Below are 19553 nucleotides of genomic sequence, written 5' to 3'. Positions count from 1 at the left end.
GCGCGGTCTTCCCCCTGGAACAGCCGAACCCGCCAACAGCCGTCCCCCGACACATAATTGGAAGTTCCCCCGGTCTCCCTCATACTCCTCAACAATAGCCACGGGGGGTGACATTCGGCCCCGTCGCGCCATTTTCGATCGCCGCCACGACATGTTCGGCATGCGCGCGCCGATGTACGGCAGAAGGTTCAGTCCGCCAGCTCCGCGACAGCCGCCAGCAGCCGGTCCACGTCCGAGCGGTCGTTGTAGTGCACCAGCCCGGCCCGTACCGCGCCACCGGTGTCCCGCAGCCCCAGCACGCCGGCCAGTTCCCAGGCGTAGCAGTGCCCGTCCCAGACATTCACGCCGCGTCCGGCCAACCACGCGGAGACCTCTCCCGGCGTGCGGCCCGCCACCCGGAAGTAGGCGGTCGCGGTCCGGTGCGCGGGCTCGCCGTAGAGCGTGACCCCGGGCAGTTCCGCCAGCCCCCGCCGCATCACCGCGAACAGCTCCCGCTCGGACGACTCCACGGCGGCCATCGACCGGAGCAGCCGCTCGCGTCGGCTTCCCCGAGCGGGTCCGGCGAGAGCGGCCAGATGGTCGACGGCGGCCGTGACCCCGGCCAGGTCCGCGAAGGGCGCCGTGCCGGTCTCGAACCTGGACGGCACGGCGGCCGGCGAACAGACCAGCTTGTCCGGGCTCAGGGACTCCAGCAGCCGCGGGTCCGCCGCCACCGCGCCGATATGCGGACCGGACCACTTGTAGGCGCTCGTCGCGTAGAAGTCCGCGCCCAGCCCTGTGACATCGACGGGGCCGTGCGGGGTGGCGTGGACCCCGTCCACAAAGGTCAGGGCGCCGACCGCGTGCGCCTTGGCGGTGATGGCCCGGACATCGGGGCGGGTGCCGAGGATGTTGCTGGCCGCCGTCACCGCCACCAGGCGGGTACGGTCGCCCAGCAGCGTGTCGTACTGCTCCACCGGCAGTTCGCCCGTCACCGGGTCGGCCTCGGCCCACCGTACGACCGCGCCCGCGCGGTCCGCCGCCTGGAGCCACGGCCGGATGTTCGCGTCGTGGTCGAGCCGGGAGACCACGATCTCGTCGCCGGGTCGCCAGGTCGAGCCGAGAGCCTGGGAGAAGCGGTAGATGAGCGATGTGGTGTTCTGGCCCAGGACGATGCCCTCGGGGACCCCGCCGACCAGATCCGCGACTGCCCGGCGGCACTCGGAGACGATCTCCCCCGCGCGCCGGCTGGCCGCGAACGAGCCGCCCACGTTGCCGATCCCGGACCGGTAGGCGTCCGTGATCGCGTCGATGACGGCGGTCGGCACCTGTGTGCCGGCCGCGCCGTCGAGATAGGCCGTACCGTCGCTGAGCGCGGGATAGGACGCGCGTACCGCTGCCACGTCGAACGTCATTGCCGTCGGATCCTCTCGCTGATGACTCGTGCCGGCCCCAGCCTGGCGTCTACCGGACCGTACGGGAAGTGCCGGATCCGGTCCTGCGCCTTGGAGGCCGCGCACGGAGGCGCATAGGTGGGGCGGCCTCTTACTCCGCGAGGGCGACTGCCAGCAGATCGTGTGTCCCCCGGTCGAAGGCGATGAGCCGGACGCGCTCGACAGAGGTCGGCGAGGATCTGACGGCGGCGACGGCGATCCGCGCCGCCTTCTCCGCCGGGAACCCGTACACACCGGTGGAGATGGCCGGAATGGCGATGGTCCTGACGCCCAGTTCGTCGGCGACCACGAGGCAGCGGCGATAGCAGGAGGCGAGGACCTCGGCCTCGTTGTGCTGTCCGCCCCTCCAGACCGGACCGACGGCATGGATCACATGCGTGACCGGTGGGTCGAGGTCGAAGGCGGGGGTCGCCTTCGCGTCGCCCGGCAGGCACGGCCCGATCGCGGCGCCCGCCTGCGCCAGCCGCGGCCCTGCCGCCCGGTGAATCGCGCCGTCCACACCGCCTCCGCCCATCAGCGACTGATTTGCCGCGGTGACGACGGCGTCCACGTCCTGGCGCGTGATGTCGCCCTGTACGACCTCGATCAGAACCATGCGCCCGATGTTCCCACCGGACCTGGCGAAATTCCCTCCACAGCGCTACCGCGACATGGGATCGGGGCCGGCCCAGAAGGTGTCCAAGGGGTGCGGAGTGGCGGCCGCTATCAGCCGACGGGCCGTGATGTGGGCCTTGTCCGCGGCCTGCTCGACGCTGCCCACGGCGTGACCGGCGATCGCTCCCTCGTAGACCAGCAGGAGCTGGTCCACGAGCAGGCCGGGATCGGGCGCGCCCGTCGCCTCGGCGAGCTCCAGCATCCTGGCGCGCAGCGCCCGCTTGTGGGCCGCGGTCACGGAGCGGGCCGGATGCCGCGGGTCGGCCAGCTCGACCATGGCGTTGACGAGCGCGCAGCTGCGGAAGCCCGGCGACGAGGCCGCCCACGACCGCAGTGCGTCGAAGACGGCGAGGAGCCGGGCGCGCGGGTCCTCGCCCGCGTCGTCGACACACTCGTCGAGCATCAGCTGCCAGCGGACTTGGCGTCCGTCGAGGTAGGCCAGGAAGGGAGCGGTGTCCATAGTGTTCTCCTCAGCGGGTTTCGGGGGCACCGGCGTATCGGCCCCTGCGGATCAGCTCCGAAACGGCCACAGGCTAATGGGTATAGTTGATTTATCCGGTTACCCTAGCACGGAGTAAGGCTTGAAGATTTCTTTTTCCGATTACAAGGTGGGGGCCGGTGTAGCGACCGACCTGGTCAACACCTCGCCCGTGGTCCGTACGAACCTGGGCGAGATCCTGACCGGCCCCGCCGCGCTGACGCGCTTCCTGGCCGAGCACGATGTCCACCCCGACGCGCTGGCCGCCGGCGGGCCGCCGGACGAGGCCGATCTCGAAGAGGTACGCGCCCTGCGTGGGGAAATCCGCGCCATTCTCGCGGCCGACGCCGAGGAGCAGGTCGTCGAGGCCGCGAGCGCGCTGGTCGGGCGGGCCGGCATCGGTCCGTCCCTGTACCGCGACGCGGAGAACCGCTGGCAGTGGTACGTCGCGACCTCACCGGACACATCCGTCGCCGACGAGTTGGCCGTCCTCATGGGCACGGGACTGCTCGGCACCCTGCGGACCTTGAGCCATGACCGGTTCCGCCGCTGCGCCTCACCGGTGTGCGAGGGAATGTTCGTCGACACCAGCAAGGCCGGGCGCCGTCGCTACTGCATGCCCGAGGTGTGCGGCAACCGGCTCAATGTGGCCAGTCACCGCGCCCGCCGGCTGGGGAGCGGCCGTCGGCCGGAGAGCGCCCGCCGCCGACCGGACTCCCGGCGCGGAGGCGATACGGACAGCGGGTGAGGCGCTGATCACGCCCACGGCCCTGGCGCTATGGACGCCGGGCCACCCGTAGTGCCAGGGCCGCGAGGGCCTCCGGGGCTCCCCTCTGGCCGCGTATTCCGGGAAACGCGTTGATGTCCACGATCAGCGGGGTGCCGTCGCCCGCGTCGATCACATCGACGCCGTACACATCCAGCGCGTATACGGAACCGACCGTGCGCACCAGGTCCTGCCAGCCATGGGGCAGATCACCGAGTTCGAGCGGCAGCGTAGGGCCCCGCCCTCCCTCGGCCAGTTCCGAGCGGCGCAGGGCGGCGAAGATCCGGCCGTCGATCGCCCAGAGCTTGTGGTCCCAGCCGCTGTTCGCGATGAACTCCTGGACCACTACCGGCTCCCGGGCCCAACGGGAACACAGCGCACGCAGTTGCGCGACGTTGTCGACCCGGGTGACGAGGTCGTGCCGTCGGCTGTGCCGGCTCTTGACCACCAGCGGATACGGGAGGTCCCGCTCGTCGGCGAGTTCGGCCAGGCTCGCCACGGTCCGGGTGGCCGCGAACGGCAGCCCGGCGCGCCGGGCCAGGCCGGCCATCGCCGTACGGTCCTGGCACAGCTCGGTCGCCGCCGCCGAGTTCAGCACCGGAGCCCCGCGCTCCTCGAACGATCTGGCCAGGGCCAGCGCCCGCGGTGTCCGTGCCTTCAGGAGATAGACGTCGGCGAGCGGGCCGGGAACGGCCGGGTCACCCGGCGCGCCGTCGCCCTCAGTCTCCGGGTCCATCGACTCGATCCGGTGGCGCGGCGTCAGCAGCGCGGTGGTGGCCGCCAGCACCGGGTGATCGGGCCGGGGCGTGATCAGACAGATCCTCATCCGGCCTCGCCCGCCGTCGCGGGTATCCGGAACGGAACCCCGGCGGATGTCAGCAGTGACAGGGGCCCCGGAACGGGCACCGACTCGCCTACCGGACCAGGCACCGGACCGGGCACCGGCTCCGGCGGCGGGAGCGGGCCGACTGCCGCCGCGCCCGGGACGGTACCGCCCGTACGGGCCAGCTCAAGCACCGCCCTCGCCACGCGCGCCACCGCGTCCGGCACACTCCGGAAGCTCGGAAAGTCATTCACATCGACGATGACCGGACCGTCCGGGCCCAGCAGCACATCCACGCCGAACAGATCGAGCCCGTAGACCTCACCGGCCTCGGCGACCAGCTCCGCCACCTCCACGGGCAGCGGCACGGACCGCTCCCGCCGGGGCCCGCCGGGATGGAGCGGCGAGGACCGCTCCGTCGCGAACAGTTCGCCACCCACCCCGTACACCTTCAGATCGACGCCCGAGTTGGGCACGTACGGCTGGGCGATCAGCATCCCCTCCCCCGACAGCCCGGCGCTCGCGGCCGCCAGCAGATCCGGCGACCGCACCAGCCGCACCCCCCGCCCGGAACTCCCCTCGGCGGGCTTGACCACCAACGGAAACACCGCCGAGGGAAGCTCCGCCAGCAAGGCGGGGTGTGGGACGGCGTATGTCTCCGGAACCGGCAGTCCCCGGCTGCGGCCGACCACCGCCGCCGCCACCTTGTCCCGTACGCCTCGAATCGACCGGGCGTCGTTCACCGTGGTCAGTCCGACCGCCGCGGCGGCCTCCAGCAACGCCAGCCCCGGGCCCCCTGACACGGTCTTCAGTACCCACGCGTCATGCCCGCCCGCCTGTACGACCTCGGACAACCGCAGCAGTGACGTGCCCGGCCGCACCACGTCCACCCGGTGCCCCCACACCCCGAGCTGACGGATCACCTCCACCGGCATGCCGTCGAACCGGTACTGCTCCTCCACGACGAAACAGAGCCTCATCGCCCCTCCCCGCACCCCCGGACGTCAACGGGCGGCTGACATCTCGACGACCATGATCTGCCCCACCGTAACCGGGCCCCTGGCCAGCCCCGCCCGTGGCGCTCGCGGCCGGGCTTCCGCTGCGAGCACCGGGCCGAGCGTCCCCTCGACCGACTGGAGCGTAACCCCCGGTAACTCGTCGCGGAACAAGGACGGGGCCGACCGTCGCGGCCCCGTCACCGTGCTTCTGGGCGCGGAGGGGACGAGCGCTCGTAGACTGTTTCTCTGAAGACCGTTTCGTCCTCAGACGATGGTGATGGCATGGCGAACCCGACGATCTTGACCGTCGACGACGATCCGGCGGTCTCCAGAGCGGTCGCACGCGACATCCGGCGCAGATACGGCGACCAGTACCGGGTGGTACGCGCCGTCTCCGGGGCGGAGGCGCTGGAGGCGCTGCGCGAGATCAAGCTGCGCGGTGAACGGCTCGCGGTCATGCTCGCCGACTACCGGATGCCGCAGATGAACGGCATCGAGTTCCTCGAAGCGGCGATGGACCTCTTCCCGCTCGCGCGGCGGGTGCTGCTGACCGCGTACGCGGATACGGGCGCGGCCATCGACGCGATCAATGTCGTCGATCTGGACCACTACCTCCTCAAGCCGTGGAACCCGCCGGAGGAGCATCTGTACCCGGTGATCGACGAGCTGCTCGACGTCTGGGCGACCACCCCGGACCCGGGCATCACAGAGACACGGGTGGTGGGGCACCGCTGGTCCGCTCCGTCCTTCGCCATACGTGACTTCCTCGCCCGCAATCTGGTGCCGTACCGGTGGCTGCCGGCCGACGAGCCCGAGGGCGACCGGCTGCTGTCCGCCGCCGGAGTGGCCCGCGGCGACGTACCGCTGGTGGTCACCCCCGACGGCACGTCGCTGGTGGCACCGGCGGAGAAAGAGCTCGCCGCGCATGTCGGCCTGAGCACCATCCCCACCTCGGACTTCTACGATCTCGTGGTGGTCGGCGGCGGACCGGCCGGGCTCGGCGCCGCCGTGTACGGCGCGTCCGAGGGGCTCCGTACGGTACTGGTCGAGCGCGAGGCGACCGGCGGGCAAGCGGGACAGAGCAGCCGGATCGAGAACTATCTCGGGTTCCCCGACGGCGTCTCCGGAGCCCAGCTGACCGACCGCGCCCGCCGCCAGGCGCTGAAGTTCGGGGCCGAGATCCTCAGTGCCCGCGAGGTCGTCGGGCTGGAGGCGGCCGGATCGGGCCGGGTGGTGCGGTTCGGGCAGGGCAGCGCCATCACCGCCCATACGGTGGTGCTCGCCACCGGCGTCTCGTACCGCCGCCTGGCCACCTCCAGCCTGGACGAGTTCACGGGGGCGGGGGTCTTCTACGGGTCCACCGTCACCGAGGCGTCCACCTGCTCGGGCGAGGAGGTGTACTTGGTAGGCGGCGCCAACTCGGCCGGGCAGGCGGCCGTGTATCTCTCCCGCTACGCGCGGCGGGTGCACCTGCTGATCCGGGGCGCCGATCTGACCAGTTCCATGTCCAGGTATCTGATCGAGCAGATCAGCGATATCGACCACATCGTCGTCCATCCCTGGACCGAGGCCGTCGGCGGGAAGGGCGACGGCCACTTGCAGCAGCTCACGCTGCGGGACGTCCGGTCGGGGGCGACGGACTCGGTCGACTCGTCCTGGCTGTTCGTCTTCATCGGCGCCGAGCCGCGTACGGAGTGGCTGAAGGGCGTGGTCGAGCGCGATGAGCGGGGGTTCGTGATCACCGGCCCCGATCTGGTGGCCGATGGACAGCGGCCGGCCAACTGGCCACTGCCGCGGGACCCGTACCACCTGGAGTCCAGCGTGCCGGGGGTGTTCGCGGCCGGTGATGTCCGTGCCGCGTCGCTCAAACGTGTCGCCTCCGCCGTCGGTGACGGCGCGATGGCCATTTCCCTCGTCCACCGCTACTTGGAGTCACAGTGAGCGCTTCGGACCGTTTGACGCCGGCGGAACTGCGCACCCTGTTCCTGTTCGAGGCGCTCGACGAGAGCCAGCTGGCCTGGCTGGCGGAGCGGGGCAGAGTGCAGCAGCGGACGGGCGGAAGCGCCGTCTACAACGAGGGTGAACCGGCCACCTGCTTCTTCGTGCTGCTCAGCGGTGCGGTGACGCTCAGCCGACGGCTGCACGGCGACGACATCGAGGTCACCAGGACCGACCGGCGCGGCGTCTACAGCGGGGCGACGCAGGCGTATCTCGGAGACCGCGTCGACCAGGTCTATCCGAACACACTGCGAGCCGTCAGCGACGCGGAGCTCTTCGCCCTGCCGGCCGAAGAGTTCGCCACGGCCATACGCACCTGGTTCCCGATGGCGCTCCATCTGCTGGAGGGGCTCTTCTTCGGCTCACGTGCGGCGGACACGATCCTGGGCGAGCGGGAGCGGCTGGTCGCGCTGGGGGCGCTGTCCGCCGGCCTCACCCATGAGCTCAACAATCCGGCCGCGGCGGCGGTGCGAGCCACCGAGGCGCTGCGCGAGCGGGTGACCGGTATGCGGCACAAACTGGCCCTGATCGCGGACGGCCGGCTGGACGGCACCCGGCTGCGCGAGCTGGTGGAGCTCCAGGACGCCGCGGTCAAGCAGGCTGCCGCGGCCTCTCCCCTGTCGGCGCTGGACGCCTCGGACGCCGAGGACGAACTCACCGACTGGCTGGAGGAGCACGAGGTGGCCAACCCCTGGGATGTGGCGCCCGTCCTGGTCTCCGGAGGGGTCGATGTGCCGTGGCTGGGCACGGTCGCCGAGGCGGTGGGCGCGGACCATCTGGACTCGACGGTGCGCTGGCTGTCGTACACCATCGACACCGAACTCCTGATGGGGGAGATCGATGACGCCGTGACCCGGGTCTCGGACCTGGTCGGGGCGGCCAAGCAGTACTCGCAGCTGGACCGGGCACCCCATCGGGCCGTGGATGTACACGCGCTGCTCGACGCCACGCTGACGATGATGCGGGCGAAGATCCCTGCCGGGATCCGGGTGGTCAAGGAGTACGACCGTACGCTGCCGCCGATCCCGGCGTTCGCCGCCGAGCTGAACCAGGTGTGGACCAACCTGATCGACAACGCGGTCGACGCCATGGAGGGAGAGGGGACCCTCACGCTGGGGACGAGAAGGGAGGACGACCGGGTGTTCGTGGAGGTGACGGACACCGGGAGCGGTATTCCCCCGGAGGTCAGGCCGCGGATCTTCGAGCCGTTCTTCTCCACCAAGTCGGTGGGCGAGGGCACCGGCCTGGGCCTGGACATCTCGTACCGCATCGTCGTCAACAAGCACCACGGCGACATCAGGGTGGACTCGCGGCCGGGCCACACCCGGTTCCAGGTGTGCCTGCCGATCGCTCAGGCCGCCGACTCCGCCGACGCGACCGACCCGGTCGGCTCCGCCGGCACCACCGGCTCCGCTCCCGGGAGCTGACCGGGCTTTCCCCCGCCGTGGCAGCCGCCGGAAAACGGCTTTCCGGACGGGGCGACGGCGTGGCAGGGTCGGCAGGTGAACGCATCCCGATGTGAACTGCTGCGCTGGCAGTTCGACCTCACCTGGCAGCTCTTCGACTATCACCTGGAGCGGCTGGAGCCCGCGGACTTCCTGTGGGAGCCGGCGTCCCACTGCTGGACGGTACGGCAGGGCGCCGACGGGACATGGGTGCCGGACTGGGCGGAGACCGAGCCCGACCCCATCCCCGTCCCCACGGTCGGCTGGCTGAGCTGGCACATCGGGTGGTGGTGGAGCGTGACCATCGATCACGCGCGGGGCCGTACGCCACGCGAGCGGGAGGACGTCGGGTGGCCGGGTGACGGCGAGGCGGCCATCGCCTGGCTGCGCGGCCTTCGCGAGGAGTGGCTGGCGGTGCTGGACCGGCTCACCGACGCCGGCCTGGACGCCACGGCCCCGTTCCCGTGGCAGAACGACCCCGAGCACACCGTCGCCCATATGGCCGGCTGGGTGAATTCCGAGCTGATGAAGAACGCCGCCGAGATCGGCCAGATCCGGCTCCTGCGTGCGGCGTCCGCGGACACGCCTACCAAGTAGGGCGTGTACCTGGTCGGTCATAGCGCGGTCCGTCCACCATCCGCTGCGAGCCTGGCGCCGGTCGTCGCCAAACCGCCTGGCCATCTCACTGTCGATGGACTCAAGGCGTTCGCACACGCGGCCGGCCGGTTTGCCGAGTCGGCAAAGAAACTTGCCTGTGGCCCGGTCGCGGCGACATGGTCGTGACCGCGGCAATTGCCCCGCCGTGGTACACCGACGCAGGAACGCTCAAGGAGGACGCATGACTCAGCCCGCCCAGGTACCGGACGGGACACACCGGTTGGTGGACGTTCCGGGCGGCCGGATCCATCTGGTGGAGCAGGGCACCGGCCCCCTCGTTCTGCTGGTCCATGGATTCCCCGAGTCGTGGTACTCCTGGCGCCACCAGCTCCCGGCGCTCGCCGCCGCCGGGTTCCGGGCGGTGGCCATCGATGTCCGGGGCTACGGGCGCTCGTCGAAGCCCGGCGACATCGAGGCGTACCGAATGGCGGCCCATGTCGCCGACAACGTCGGTGTCGTGCGGGCGCTCGGCGAGGAGACCGCGGTCATCGTCGGCCATGACTGGGGTTCGACCATCGCCGCCAATACGGCGCTGCTCAGGCCCGATGTCTTCACCGCCGTGGGGCTGCTCAGCGTCCCCTACGCGCCCCGCAACGGTTTCCGGCCGACGGACGCCTTCTCCCTGATGAGCGGCCCCGAAGAGTTCTACGTCAGCTACTTCCAGCGGCCCGGCCGGGCCGAGGCGGAGATCGAGCGCGATGTCCGCGGCTGGCTGGCGGGGTTCTACGCCGTGCTCTCGGGCGACGCCGCTCCTCCGGCCGACGGCGGCGATGCGCACTTCGTCCCGGCGGGCGGGAAGCTCTCGGACCGCTTCCCCGAAGCCTCCCTGCCCTCGTGGCTCGGCGAGGCCGATCTCGATTTCTACGCGGAAGAGTTCGAGCGCACGGGGCTGACCGGAGCGCTCAACCGCTACCGCAACATGGACCGGGACTGGGAGGATCTCGCCGCCTGGGACGGGGCGCCGATCACCCAGCCGTCGCTGTTCATCGGCGGTGCGCTCGACGCGTCCACGACCTGGCTGGCCGACGCGATCAAGGCGTACCCCACCACCCTCCCCGGTCTGGTCTCCTCGCACATCCTCGAAGGCTGCGGGCACTGGGTGCAGCAGGAACGCGCCGACGAGGTCAACCGGCTGCTGACCGACTGGCTGCGGGCCCTGCCCGCCCGGACGCGGAGCTGACGGGCCTTCGCCTCCTGCGGGCGGGACGGTGCTGTGTGTCCATCGCCGGGCGTGCGCCGGAGGTCGAACGGCCGTAGCTCAAGCGTGCGGTGAGAGACCGGCACGCCTCAACAGCAAACTAAAAGATTGTTTCATCGCCTTTCGAGCATCATTTCCTATATTTGCCTCCGAGTCGGGGATAACGCCTCCCATCAGGTGCTGAGAGGAGGTGTAAGCCATGCGCCGTATTTCGATCAACGCCCAGGCAGTGTCCCGTTCCGACCGGGACGGACTGCCGTGGAGCTGGCGGTGGTACTACGCGTAACCCACCACTCGCTCGTGCTCACGTGCCGGGGTCGGGGTCCCCAGGGGCTCCGGCCCTCCGCCCGTCGATCCGTCAGTCAGCGCGGCTCATACACCGGTCACACCGGAGGTTCGTGATGCGTCTTCGCCGTCCCCGCGGCCTGTCCTGCTACTGGCACGAAGGCTCGTTCGTCGTCCATCCGTATCCGCGCGGCACACCCGTCGCGCTCCATCCGGCGGTGGCGGAGATTCTCTCCGCGTTCGAGGAGTGGACCGAGCCCGCCGAGGCCGCGCGGACGCTCGGCCATCTCGCCCCGGAGACCCTCCGCGAGGCCATTCCCGCTCTGCACGAGGCCGGGCTGCTGATGTCCGAGGGCAATCCGCAGGCGCAGCGCGACGAGCTCATCGCCCGTCACTGGGGTACGTGGGCGCCCGAGGCCCCGTTCTTCCACTACGCCACCCAGGACGTCCCTTACCCCGAGCACGAGGCGGTCTCCGAACGGGCGCCGGGCGCCGCGGACATGCCCCCGCTGTTCACCACGTATCCCGGTGCGGACCGGCTGCCGCTGCCCCGTCTGCCCGCGGATCTGCGGATCCCCTACGACGAGGTGCTCTACAGCCGGCGTACGCACCGTGACTTCACCCGCGAGCCCGTTCCGCTGAAAACGCTGGCCACGCTGCTGGCCGTGGTGTTCGGACCGGTGGAGTTCATCGACTCGGGCCGTGGCGCGCTGTTCCGGCGCACCAGCCCGGCCGGAGGTGCCCGGCAGGAACTCGACGCGTACATCGGTGTCCTCAATGTCACTGATGTAGCTCCCGGCATCTACCACTACAACGCACTGGAGCACTCCCTCGAACTGATCGGTGAGGGGTTCACCTCCGACGAGGCCGCGCATCTGTGCGCCGATCAGGACTGGGCGGGCGGCGCCGCGTTCCTGGTCATTCTCAGCGCCGCGCTGGAACGCATGCGCGCCAAGTACCCGACCCCTCGCTGCTATCGCGTCTGCCTGCTCAACGCCGGTCATCTGGGCCAGACGTTCGCCCTCACCGCCACCGCGCTCGGCCTCGGCCCGGCGCAGACCGGCGCGTTCCACGACTCGGCCGTCGCGGAGCGCTGTGCCCTGGACAACATCGCCCATACCCCGCTGTACGTCCTGGCCGCCGGCTACCCCCATCCGGCCCCGGAGGACACGCCGCCGGCGGCCGTGCTGAGCACCTTCCGGGACACGGCCCTCCACATGTGAGGAGGCCGCGGGAGGCGCGGAGCCACAGGAGGCGCGGAGGCCGGCTCACAGCGCGTCGGCGAGTTCCCCGATCTGTTCCGCGAGATGCGGGTCGGGGTGGGGAACGCTGCCGAACTCCTCGTCCTCCTCGATCGTCAGGCGCTGCACGGCCGCGCGCAGTGCCGGGCTGGGCGGGCGTCGGTGGTGTGTGGTGGGGTGGCAGACGCTGAGCCGCCCCGCCGGGAGCGCCACGAGCCCGGAGTCGAGATCGGCGGCCTGGTCCGCCCAGTGCGCGGCGTCGCGTCGCTCCCCTCTGCCGAGGTGGAGGAGATAGAGGCAGTAGGCGGCCGTGGGGTTGCCCGCGCCGGCCGCGAACTGCCACCAGAACTGCGCGCCTTCGTGCCATCCGGCCAGGTTCAGCAGGCAGGCGAAGTACAGCGCGCCGTCGGGGTCGATACGGCGGGAGTTGTGGAGCCGGGCCAGCTGCCCGGCCGCGTCGATGCCGTGCAGTGCCTCGGCCGACAGGGCGTGCAGATCCTTGCCCGCCTGGTCGTGGACGGTCGGGAAGAAGCCGGCCGGGGCCGCCGGATGGGGACGGGCGACACCGGCGCTACGGGCGGCGGAGGAGTCGAACATGAGGGTGTCGGCGACATCACGGGCGATCTGCGCCTTGGAGGCCGCGAGATCGTACTCGGCGAACGCGTCGGGGATCACAGCGTCCTCCAGGACTTCGTCGATGCCGCGCGGGGGCTGCATGGGGTTCACTCCTTCTCCTTGTCGGCGTCCGTGTACTGGGGCAGTCCGAGTTTCTGGGCGATTCGCCGCTTGGCCAGCCGCCGGTGGGAACGGACGGTGTCGCGCTCCACGCCCATGATGCGGGCGACCCGGTACGAGGGGTAGCCCAGTACGTACAGGAGCACGATCACGTCGTACTGCCGCTCGGGCAGGGAGGCGATGGCGGTGTAGAGGCCCAGCGAGGTCTCCATCACCTCGAACTTGCACCGCACCGACTCCAGTACCGCGCGGGCCGTGCGCTGGAACGCGGCGGTCTCCACCAGCTGGGGATCCAGGCCCGCCAGCCGCAGATGGGTGTCCACCCGCGCCTTGAGCAGCGCCCACGCGTACGCCTCCGGGCTCTCCGCCCGCATGACGCGCTCCCAGTTGAGGGCCAGATGGGAGAAGCAGCGGCGCACCACCGCTACGGCGGCGGCCTTGTCGCCGAGCATGGCGTGGGCGTAGTTCAGATAGGCCTTCACATACAGGTCGTGGAAGGCCTCCAGGGCGGGCGGCAGGGTGTACTGCACCTCGGCCAGGTATTCGCCGTGGTCGTCCGGCGACGGGAGGTCGATGTTCACGGCTGTGCCTCCTCGTCGTGGGCGGCGGGCGTGAGCACTTCGGTCCGGGGAGCACGAGGAGCACGGGGAGCACCGGAGTGGCGGTCCTCTATCAGCGCGGCGGCTCCCACCCGCACCCCGGCGCGCAGCAGACGCCGCGTCAGGTAGCGCAGGTCCGAGGCGAAGACGCGCACGGCGGTGGCGAGCACCAGCAGGGCGAAGACGTCGTTGGGCGTCACGGCATGTCCTTCTCTACTGAGCAGCACCTCGAACCCCCGCTGGTGCTGGAGGACTTCGGTGTCCTCAAGAAGCAGCTTTTCGGACCGGGGTGGTCAAACGTGCAACGCGACACCCAAGAAAAATACGGAAAGCGATCGTCCCCTTACGTACAGATGCCGTCCCATCCACCCCATGCGCCACACCGCGTGAGCGGTTGAACACCCTCAGGCAGTCTCCGACCTGCGTCGACACGACAGTGCGGACCGAGCCGCCGACCGGTCGCCCCCGCGTCGAGTTCAATCCATATTCGGTCCGTATGTGGCGCAGATCACTCAGTTGTGACGCACTATCTGGCACGTACTCTCACCGGAGCGAGCGCTCACCGCGGCTCCCCGAACCAGTCGCGCAGCGCCTCACCCAGACCCGCGCCGCCCGCGGCACCATCCTCCGGGACATCCTCCGGGGCCCAGGCGACATAGCCGTCGGGGCGTACCAGCAGGGCGGCACAGGGCAACGCCGGTACGGGCTCGGCCCGCACCACCCGGAGGACATGGGCCCATCCCTGGGCCTCGGCCTCGTACGGAAGGCCCCGCTCGCCGAAGAGCAGAAGCGGCGGCCGGCCGCCGCGCAGCAGCCCGATCACATCCGCCGGGCCCGACTCCGTCCGAAGCGCGGTGTTCCGCAGGAACCGCCCCTCCCACCGCGAGGACCCGACCGACCGGGGCGCGACCACCGTGTCCTGCCCGCTGATCATGTCGCTCAGATGCCGGACCCCGTCCTCGCCGCTCTCCCCGCCGTCCCGGCCGTCTCCCTCCTTCGCCTCGTCGCCCGCGAGCAGCCCAGCGAACAACGCGCGCATCGGGTCGAGTTCGGGGCTCGGGCGCATCAGGGTGACCTGGACGCAGGTGTTGTCGATGACCCGGCGGGCGGCGGGCCAGCGCTCGTCGTGATAGGTGTCGAGGAGATCGGGCCCCGCGGTACCCCGCACGGTGAACGCCAGTTTCCAGCCGAGGTTGAGAGCGTCCAGCAGACCCGTACTCAGGCCCTGTCCACCGATCGGGAAGTGCACATGTGCCGCGTCGCCGACGAGCAGCATCCGTCCGGCGCGGTATCTGTCCGCCTGCCGCGCGAAGTCACTGAACCGGCTCAGCCGGCTCGGAGACACCATGTCCACGTCGTATCCGGCGATCCACGACACCCGATCGCGCAACTCGTCCAGGGTGACCGGGGAGTTGCGGTCGCCGTGCCCGCCCGTCCAGTCGAGCGTACGGACCAGCACGCGCCCGTCCGCCATGGGTTTGGTGATGATCCAGCCGCGGCGGGTACGGTGCCAGCCGAGCGGCGGGACCCGCTCCCCGGCGAAGCGGACCAGCCCCATCAGCGCGGACGCCGTCGCGGGTCGGGCGTCCGCCGTGATGCCCGCCCAGGCACGGACCGTGCCGCGTGAACCGTCGGCTCCCACCAGGTACGCGGCACGGAACACCCGTACGCCTTCCGGGCCCTCCGCCGTGACGACCACGCCCTCGGGGCTCTGCCGCGCGTCGGTCGCCCGGTACCCACGTAACACCCGCACGCCGACGGCCCGCGCCCGCGCCTCGAAGGACCGCTCCAGCGCCGCCTGGGATTTCTTCAGGAGGGGCTCGGGTTCGGAGGCGGGAGCGGTGATACGGAGTCCGGGCAGGCCGGCGAAATGGAACGGCCGTGAGACGGTGCCCTCCGCCGCCGCGTCGGGCACCGGAAAGCAGCCGCGCCGCGCCAGGGACTGCACCGTCCGCGCGTGCACGGTGGTGGCCCTCGGCCGGTCCGTCGTGGCGGCACGGACTTCGAGGACCACGGTGTCGATGCCGTACACCCCCAACTCGGCGGCGAGGAGCATGCCGACCGGCCCGCCCCCGACGACCACGACCTGCGCGTCTTCCGTGACCGGCACCCCGGACTTTCCCACCTCGGCCCCCATCCGCCTCACCCGGCTCGTCCGTCCTGTCCGTCCCGTCCGCCCCACGGGCCGCGGGCGCGGGTATGGATCGGAACCTACGTCGAGGGCCCCACCGGCTTCAATACCGACTACCGATCGGCCGAATGGGTGAATTCGCCCGCGTGTTGGCCCGTATGTCCGCCGAACTCCACCAACGCGCGGCGATCGCGGGCTATGGTTTTCTCAGTTCGCGGGTACGAATCCCGCCGCCAGCCCCGGCTGACGTGGCCGCACAACAAGAACGCCCCCTCCGACGGAGGGGGCGTTCTTGTTGTGCGGCCGGTCCGTACGGCCGCTCTGTGCGGCCCGTACGTGCGGCCCGTCCGTGCGACTCAGTCCTTCCCGGTCCCGGTCCCGGTGTCCGTGCCCGCACCGGCTTCCGCGGTGGAGAACGCTTCCACGAGGCGGTCCGGCGCGGCCTGCTTCCACGAGTCCACGAGGATGTCGCGCAGCTCGTCCAGATCCTCCAGCGCACTCAGCCGTACCCGCACCCACGCGGAACTCGCCTCGTGCGGCGGCACCCAGAACTTCTCCGGCTCGGCCGCGATCAGCTCCGTCCGCTCATACCGGGGGCAGCGCACGGCGAACGACGTCTGATCGTCCGGGACCGTGACGAACATCTTCCCGGCGACACGGAACGTGGGCATGCTCCACGCCTCCTTCTCCACCGTCTGAGGGAGGGACAGCGCGATACGGCGGACTTCCTCGGCATCAATCACGGTCACGGCGACCATGGTAAATGCCGTTCAGGGGCTCGCCCCCACGCCGGTTCCACCAGTGCGCGAACCACCTCGCGGCGGGCGGCGGACGTCCGATACGGAGCCGCCGGTCGCCGATCCGCGGCCGGCGAGGAGGACCGCGACCGGGTGCGCACCCGTCCGCACTTCGATGTTAGGGTCACCTTACTTTTTGGACGGTGCGGTTCCGCCCGGTGGACAGCCGGTCGCGGAGAGGCAGTGAGGGCGGCTCGCATGCGCGGTGGCACGATCGGTTCGAAGGCCCGCGGGGCGTGACAACGGACTTGCTGACCGGCGTGGAGACCGGTGAAGCCGGTCGTGCGGTCCGGAGCCGTCCGCTGCTCGCCGTGGGGCTGCTGCTGACCGCGGGCGTGCTCGCGGTGGTGACCTGGGCGAGCCTGGTGATCGGGTCGGGAGACGCCGGCGCGGGCGATGCGTTCCGCGCGCTGCTCGATCCCGATCTGTCCGACAAGGGGCAGCTGATCGTGCGGGAGGTGCGCATTCCGCGTACGGTCGCGGGTCTGCTGGCGGGCGCGGCGCTGGGCCTGGCCGGGGCGGTGATGCAGGGCATGGCCCGTAATCCGCTGGCCGACCCGGGCATCCTCGGGATCAACGCGGGCTCGTCCGTGGTCGTGGTGTTCGCGATCGGTGTGCTCGGGCTGACGGAGCCGCGGCAGTACATCTGGTTCGGATTTCTCGGTGCGCTCGGCGCGGCCCTCCTGGTCTATGGCATCGGCTCGCTCGGCCGGGAGGGCGCCACGCCCGTGAAGCTGGCTCTCGCGGGCGCGGCGACCAGCGCCGTACTCACCTCGCTGACCACCGCCATGCTGCTGACGGACCGTCAGACCTTTGACGGTTCCGCTTCTGGCAGGTCGGCTCGCTCGCCGACCGGGACACCGAAGTGCTCTGGCAGGCGCTGCCGTTCATCGGTGTGGGCGCCGTGTTCGCGCTGGCGCTGGGGCCGCGCCTGAACGCCCTCTCGCTCGGTGACGACCTCGCGCGGGCGCTGGGACAACGCGTGGGTCCGGCCCGGCTGGCGTCGGCCGGGGCCGTGGTGCTGCTGTGCGGCGCGGCCACCGCGATCGCCGGACCCATCGGCTTCGTCGGCCTCCTCGTCCCGCATGCCGCGCGGGTCGTCACCGGCCCCGACTACCGGTGGATCCTGCCGTACAGCCTGCTCCTGGCGCCCGTTCTGGTGCTGGTCTCGGACATCGTGGGGCGGGTCATCGCCTCGCCCGGTGAGGTACAGGTGGGGATCGTGACGGCTGCCATCGGCGCGGTGCCCTTCGTGATACTGGTGCGCCGCGGCGATCTGGTGGAGCTGTGAGGGAGTCGGCGGCGGAAGTGGGACGTGACGTGGCGCGTACGGCACCGGCCAGTCGGTCTTCCGTGAACGGGCCGCCGGGGGTCCGTGTCTCTCCGGGGGAGGTCGCGCGGGTCCGCCGGGCGGGCCGGGCCCGCGCCACCGCCGTCACCGTCGGCCTGCTGGCCGCCGTGTTCGCCGCGCTGTGTCTGGCGCTCTCGGTGGGCGATCTCGTCGTACCGCTCCGCGAGGTCATCGCTACTCTGGCCGGCGGGGGCGACACAGGTTCGCGGTTCGTCATCATCGAGCTGCGGCTGCCGCGCGCGCTGATCGGCCTGCTGGTGGGGGCGGCGTTCGGGCTCTCGGGAGCGGTGTTCCAGACGCTGCTGCGCAACCCGCTGGCCAGCCCGGACATGATCGGTATCACCTGGGGCGCGAGCGCCGCGGGTGTGCTGGCCGGCGCGGCCTTCGGCGTCAGCGGTTTCCCGCTCTCGGTCTGTGCCCTGGCGGGCGCGTTGCTGACCGCGGTGGCGATCTACGCACTGGCCTGGCGCGAGGGCCTCGCCGGATACCGGCTCGTGCTGGTCGGTGTCGGCATCGGCGCCGGGTTGTCCAGCCTGGTCTCGTATCTGCTGACCAGCTCGGAGGTGACCGAGGCGCAGCAGGCCCTCGCGTGGCTGACGGGCAGCCTCAACGGCCGGTCCTGGTCGCAGATGTGGCCGCTGTTGGGGGCCATGGTGGTGCTCGTACCACTGACATTCCTGGCGGCGCGGTCGTTGCCGGCGCTGCAACTCGGGGACGACACCGCGCTGGGGCTCGGCACCCGGGTGGAGCGCGGCCGACTGGCGCTGATCGGCTGCGCGGTGGCGCTCGCGGGGGTGGCGACGGCCGCGGCGGGACCGGTGGGTTTCGTGGCCCTCCTGTCGGCTCCGATCGCGCGCCGGCTGCTGCCGCGCCAGGGCGCCGCCCTGCTGCCCGCCGCGCTGACGGGGGCGCTGATCGTGAGCGTCGCGGACTTCGCGGCACAACACCTGCTGAGCTCCGTCCAGTTCCCGGTGGGCGTGGTGACGAGCATGATCGGCGCCCCGTATCTGCTGTGGCTGCTGGCCCGCTCGAACCGTGTGGGCAAGGGCGGCTGACCGATGGAACGGAAGGATCTGCGCATGAGTGCGGAGCACACGCTCGCGGCGCGGGACGTCCGGCTCGGCTACCACGGCCGTGAGGTCGTCAGCGGGCTGAGCCTGGACATTCTGCCCGGCGCGATCACCATGATCGTCGGCCCGAACGCCTGCGGGAAGTCCACCCTGCTGCGTTCGATGGCCCGGCTGCTGGCGCCGTCCTCGGGCAGTGTGCTCCTGGACGGCAGGAGCATCCAGGAGATGCCGACCAAGGAAGTGGCGTCGGTGCTCGGCATCCTGCCGCAGAGCCCGGTGGCGCCGGACGGCATTACGGTGAGCGATCTGGTGGGCCGCGGCCGCTATCCGCACCAGGGGTGGTTCCGCCGCTGGACGGCGGAGGACGACACGGCCGTGGCGCGGGCGCTGCTGGCCACCGATGTGCTGGAGCTCGCCGGGCGGCCGGTCGACGAGCTGTCCGGCGGCCAGCGGCAGCGGGTCTGGATCGCGATGGCGCTCTCGCAGCGTACGGACATCCTGCTGCTGGACGAGCCGACGACGTTCCTCGACATCAGCCACCAGCTCGATGTGCTGGACCTGCTGACCGATCTGAACCGTGAGTACGGCTCCACCATCGCGGTCGTCCTGCACGATCTGAATCTGGCCTGCCGGTACGCCGACCATCTGGTCGCGATGAAGGACGGGCGGATCGTGGCGGAGGGCGCTCCCACCGAGATCGTGACGGCGGAGCTGGTCACGGAGGTGTTCGGGATGCGCTGTTCGATCACCGAGGACCCCGCCTCGGGCACGCCCGTGATCGTACCGATCGGGCGTCATCACATCACCCCGGTTCAAGCATGATTTAGGGTAGGCTAACCTAAGTTCATGTCATCGTGAAAGAACCCCTCCGCTCGCCCCGCGCACCGCTCCCGG

At 70.9% G+C, this 19553-nt stretch carries 18 protein-coding genes and 1 pseudogene; 9 read left to right on the top strand and 10 right to left on the bottom strand.

The genetic code is table 11. The features are described 5' to 3' along the window. Positions 1-188 precede the first annotated feature (188 nt). From ACIRQP_RS24385 to ACIRQP_RS24375, 3 genes are all read right to left on the bottom strand, one after another. Positions 189-1394, bottom strand: coding sequence for a cysteine desulfurase-like protein (locus ACIRQP_RS24385; protein WP_403893239.1), 1206 nt, complete (start codon positions 1392-1394; stop codon positions 189-191). 130 nt (positions 1395-1524) lie between these two features. Next, on the bottom strand, positions 1525-2028 hold the full coding sequence (locus ACIRQP_RS24380; RefSeq protein ID WP_403893238.1) for an O-acetyl-ADP-ribose deacetylase: 504 nt from the start codon (positions 2026-2028) through the stop codon (positions 1525-1527). A 45-nt stretch (positions 2029-2073) separates the two neighbouring features. Continuing rightward, a complete protein-coding gene (locus tag ACIRQP_RS24375) occupies positions 2074-2547 on the bottom strand; it encodes a TetR/AcrR family transcriptional regulator (RefSeq protein WP_403893237.1) in 474 nt (157 codons plus the stop codon). Between the two features lie 121 nt (positions 2548-2668). Here ACIRQP_RS24375 and ACIRQP_RS24370 point away from each other — a divergent pair, with 121 nt between their 5' ends. Beyond that, positions 2669-3313 (top strand): CGNR zinc finger domain-containing protein, encoded by a 645-nt coding sequence (locus ACIRQP_RS24370; protein WP_403893236.1) that lies wholly within the window; start codon positions 2669-2671, stop codon positions 3311-3313. A 28-nt stretch (positions 3314-3341) separates the two neighbouring features. Here the strand turns inward: ACIRQP_RS24370 and ACIRQP_RS24365 are convergent, their stop codons facing one another. Next, a complete protein-coding gene (locus ACIRQP_RS24365; protein ID WP_403893235.1) occupies positions 3342-4157 on the bottom strand; it encodes a RimK family alpha-L-glutamate ligase in 816 nt (271 codons plus the stop codon). Beyond that, a complete protein-coding gene (locus tag ACIRQP_RS24360; RefSeq protein WP_403893234.1) occupies positions 4154-5134 on the bottom strand; it encodes a RimK family alpha-L-glutamate ligase in 981 nt (326 codons plus the stop codon). Before ACIRQP_RS24360 ends, ACIRQP_RS24365 begins: the two co-directional genes overlap by 4 nt. A 300-nt stretch (positions 5135-5434) precedes the next feature. On the opposite strand from ACIRQP_RS24360, the gene ACIRQP_RS24355 reads away from it, so the two are divergent. The 5 genes from ACIRQP_RS24355 to ACIRQP_RS24335 all read left to right on the top strand — a co-directional run bounded on the left by ACIRQP_RS24355 (position 5435) and on the right by ACIRQP_RS24335 (position 11958). Then, complete coding sequence (locus tag ACIRQP_RS24355; RefSeq protein WP_403893233.1) at positions 5435-7093, top strand: FAD-dependent oxidoreductase; 1659 nt, start codon at positions 5435-5437, stop codon at positions 7091-7093. Further along, positions 7090-8577, top strand: a complete 1488-nt coding sequence (locus ACIRQP_RS24350) for an ATP-binding protein (RefSeq protein ID WP_403893232.1) — start codon at positions 7090-7092, stop codon at positions 8575-8577. Before ACIRQP_RS24355 ends, ACIRQP_RS24350 begins: the two co-directional genes overlap by 4 nt. Positions 8578-8652: 75 nt before the next feature. Continuing rightward, positions 8653-9192, top strand: a complete 540-nt coding sequence (locus ACIRQP_RS24345) for a DinB family protein (RefSeq protein WP_403893231.1) — start codon at positions 8653-8655, stop codon at positions 9190-9192. A gap of 241 nt (positions 9193-9433) precedes the next feature. Continuing rightward, complete coding sequence (locus ACIRQP_RS24340) at positions 9434-10432, top strand: alpha/beta fold hydrolase (protein ID WP_403893230.1); 999 nt, start codon at positions 9434-9436, stop codon at positions 10430-10432. Between the two features lie 419 nt (positions 10433-10851). Further along, positions 10852-11958: a SagB family peptide dehydrogenase gene (locus tag ACIRQP_RS24335; RefSeq protein ID WP_403893229.1), complete on the top strand. Its 1107-nt coding sequence runs from the start codon at positions 10852-10854 to the stop codon at positions 11956-11958. A gap of 45 nt (positions 11959-12003) precedes the next feature. On the opposite strand, the gene ACIRQP_RS24330 is transcribed toward ACIRQP_RS24335, so the two are convergent. From ACIRQP_RS24330 to ACIRQP_RS24310, 5 genes are all read right to left on the bottom strand, one after another. Beyond that, positions 12004-12693 (bottom strand): hypothetical protein, encoded by a 690-nt coding sequence (locus tag ACIRQP_RS24330; RefSeq protein WP_403893228.1) that lies wholly within the window; start codon positions 12691-12693, stop codon positions 12004-12006. A gap of 5 nt (positions 12694-12698) precedes the next feature. Continuing rightward, positions 12699-13292: a sigma-70 family RNA polymerase sigma factor gene (locus ACIRQP_RS24325; protein WP_403893227.1), complete on the bottom strand. Its 594-nt coding sequence runs from the start codon at positions 13290-13292 to the stop codon at positions 12699-12701. Continuing rightward, entirely contained in the window at positions 13289-13510 is a 222-nt protein-coding gene (locus ACIRQP_RS24320; RefSeq protein WP_403893226.1) for a hypothetical protein, read from the bottom strand. Before ACIRQP_RS24320 ends, ACIRQP_RS24325 begins: the two co-directional genes overlap by 4 nt. A 359-nt stretch (positions 13511-13869) precedes the next feature. Then, positions 13870-15447: an FAD-dependent monooxygenase gene (locus ACIRQP_RS24315; protein WP_403893225.1), complete on the bottom strand. Its 1578-nt coding sequence runs from the start codon at positions 15445-15447 to the stop codon at positions 13870-13872. A gap of 350 nt (positions 15448-15797) precedes the next feature. After that, positions 15798-16199 carry an MmcQ/YjbR family DNA-binding protein gene (locus ACIRQP_RS24310; protein WP_403893224.1) on the bottom strand — a complete coding sequence of 134 codons (402 nt, stop codon included), beginning with the start codon at positions 16197-16199 and terminating at the stop codon, positions 15798-15800. Positions 16200-16474: 275 nt separating this feature from the next. On the opposite strand from ACIRQP_RS24310, the pseudogene ACIRQP_RS24305 reads away from it, so the two are divergent. The 3 genes and pseudogenes from ACIRQP_RS24305 (at position 16475) to ACIRQP_RS24295 (ending at position 19481) form a co-directional block, all read left to right on the top strand. Continuing rightward, a pseudogene (locus tag ACIRQP_RS24305) lies at positions 16475-17529 on the top strand (FecCD family ABC transporter permease). A 62-nt stretch (positions 17530-17591) separates the two neighbouring features. Further along, positions 17592-18644, top strand: coding sequence for a FecCD family ABC transporter permease (locus ACIRQP_RS24300; RefSeq protein WP_403893223.1), 1053 nt, complete (start codon positions 17592-17594; stop codon positions 18642-18644). Positions 18645-18668: 24 nt separating this feature from the next. Further along, positions 18669-19481: an ABC transporter ATP-binding protein gene (locus tag ACIRQP_RS24295; protein ID WP_403893222.1), complete on the top strand. Its 813-nt coding sequence runs from the start codon at positions 18669-18671 to the stop codon at positions 19479-19481. Positions 19482-19553: the final 72 nt, after the last annotated feature.

It is taken from the genome of Streptomyces sp. NPDC102274 (assembly GCF_044766385.1).
GTDB lineage: Bacteria > Actinomycetota > Actinomycetes > Streptomycetales > Streptomycetaceae > Streptomyces.
This window is presented reverse-complemented; position numbering and strand designations above follow the sequence as displayed.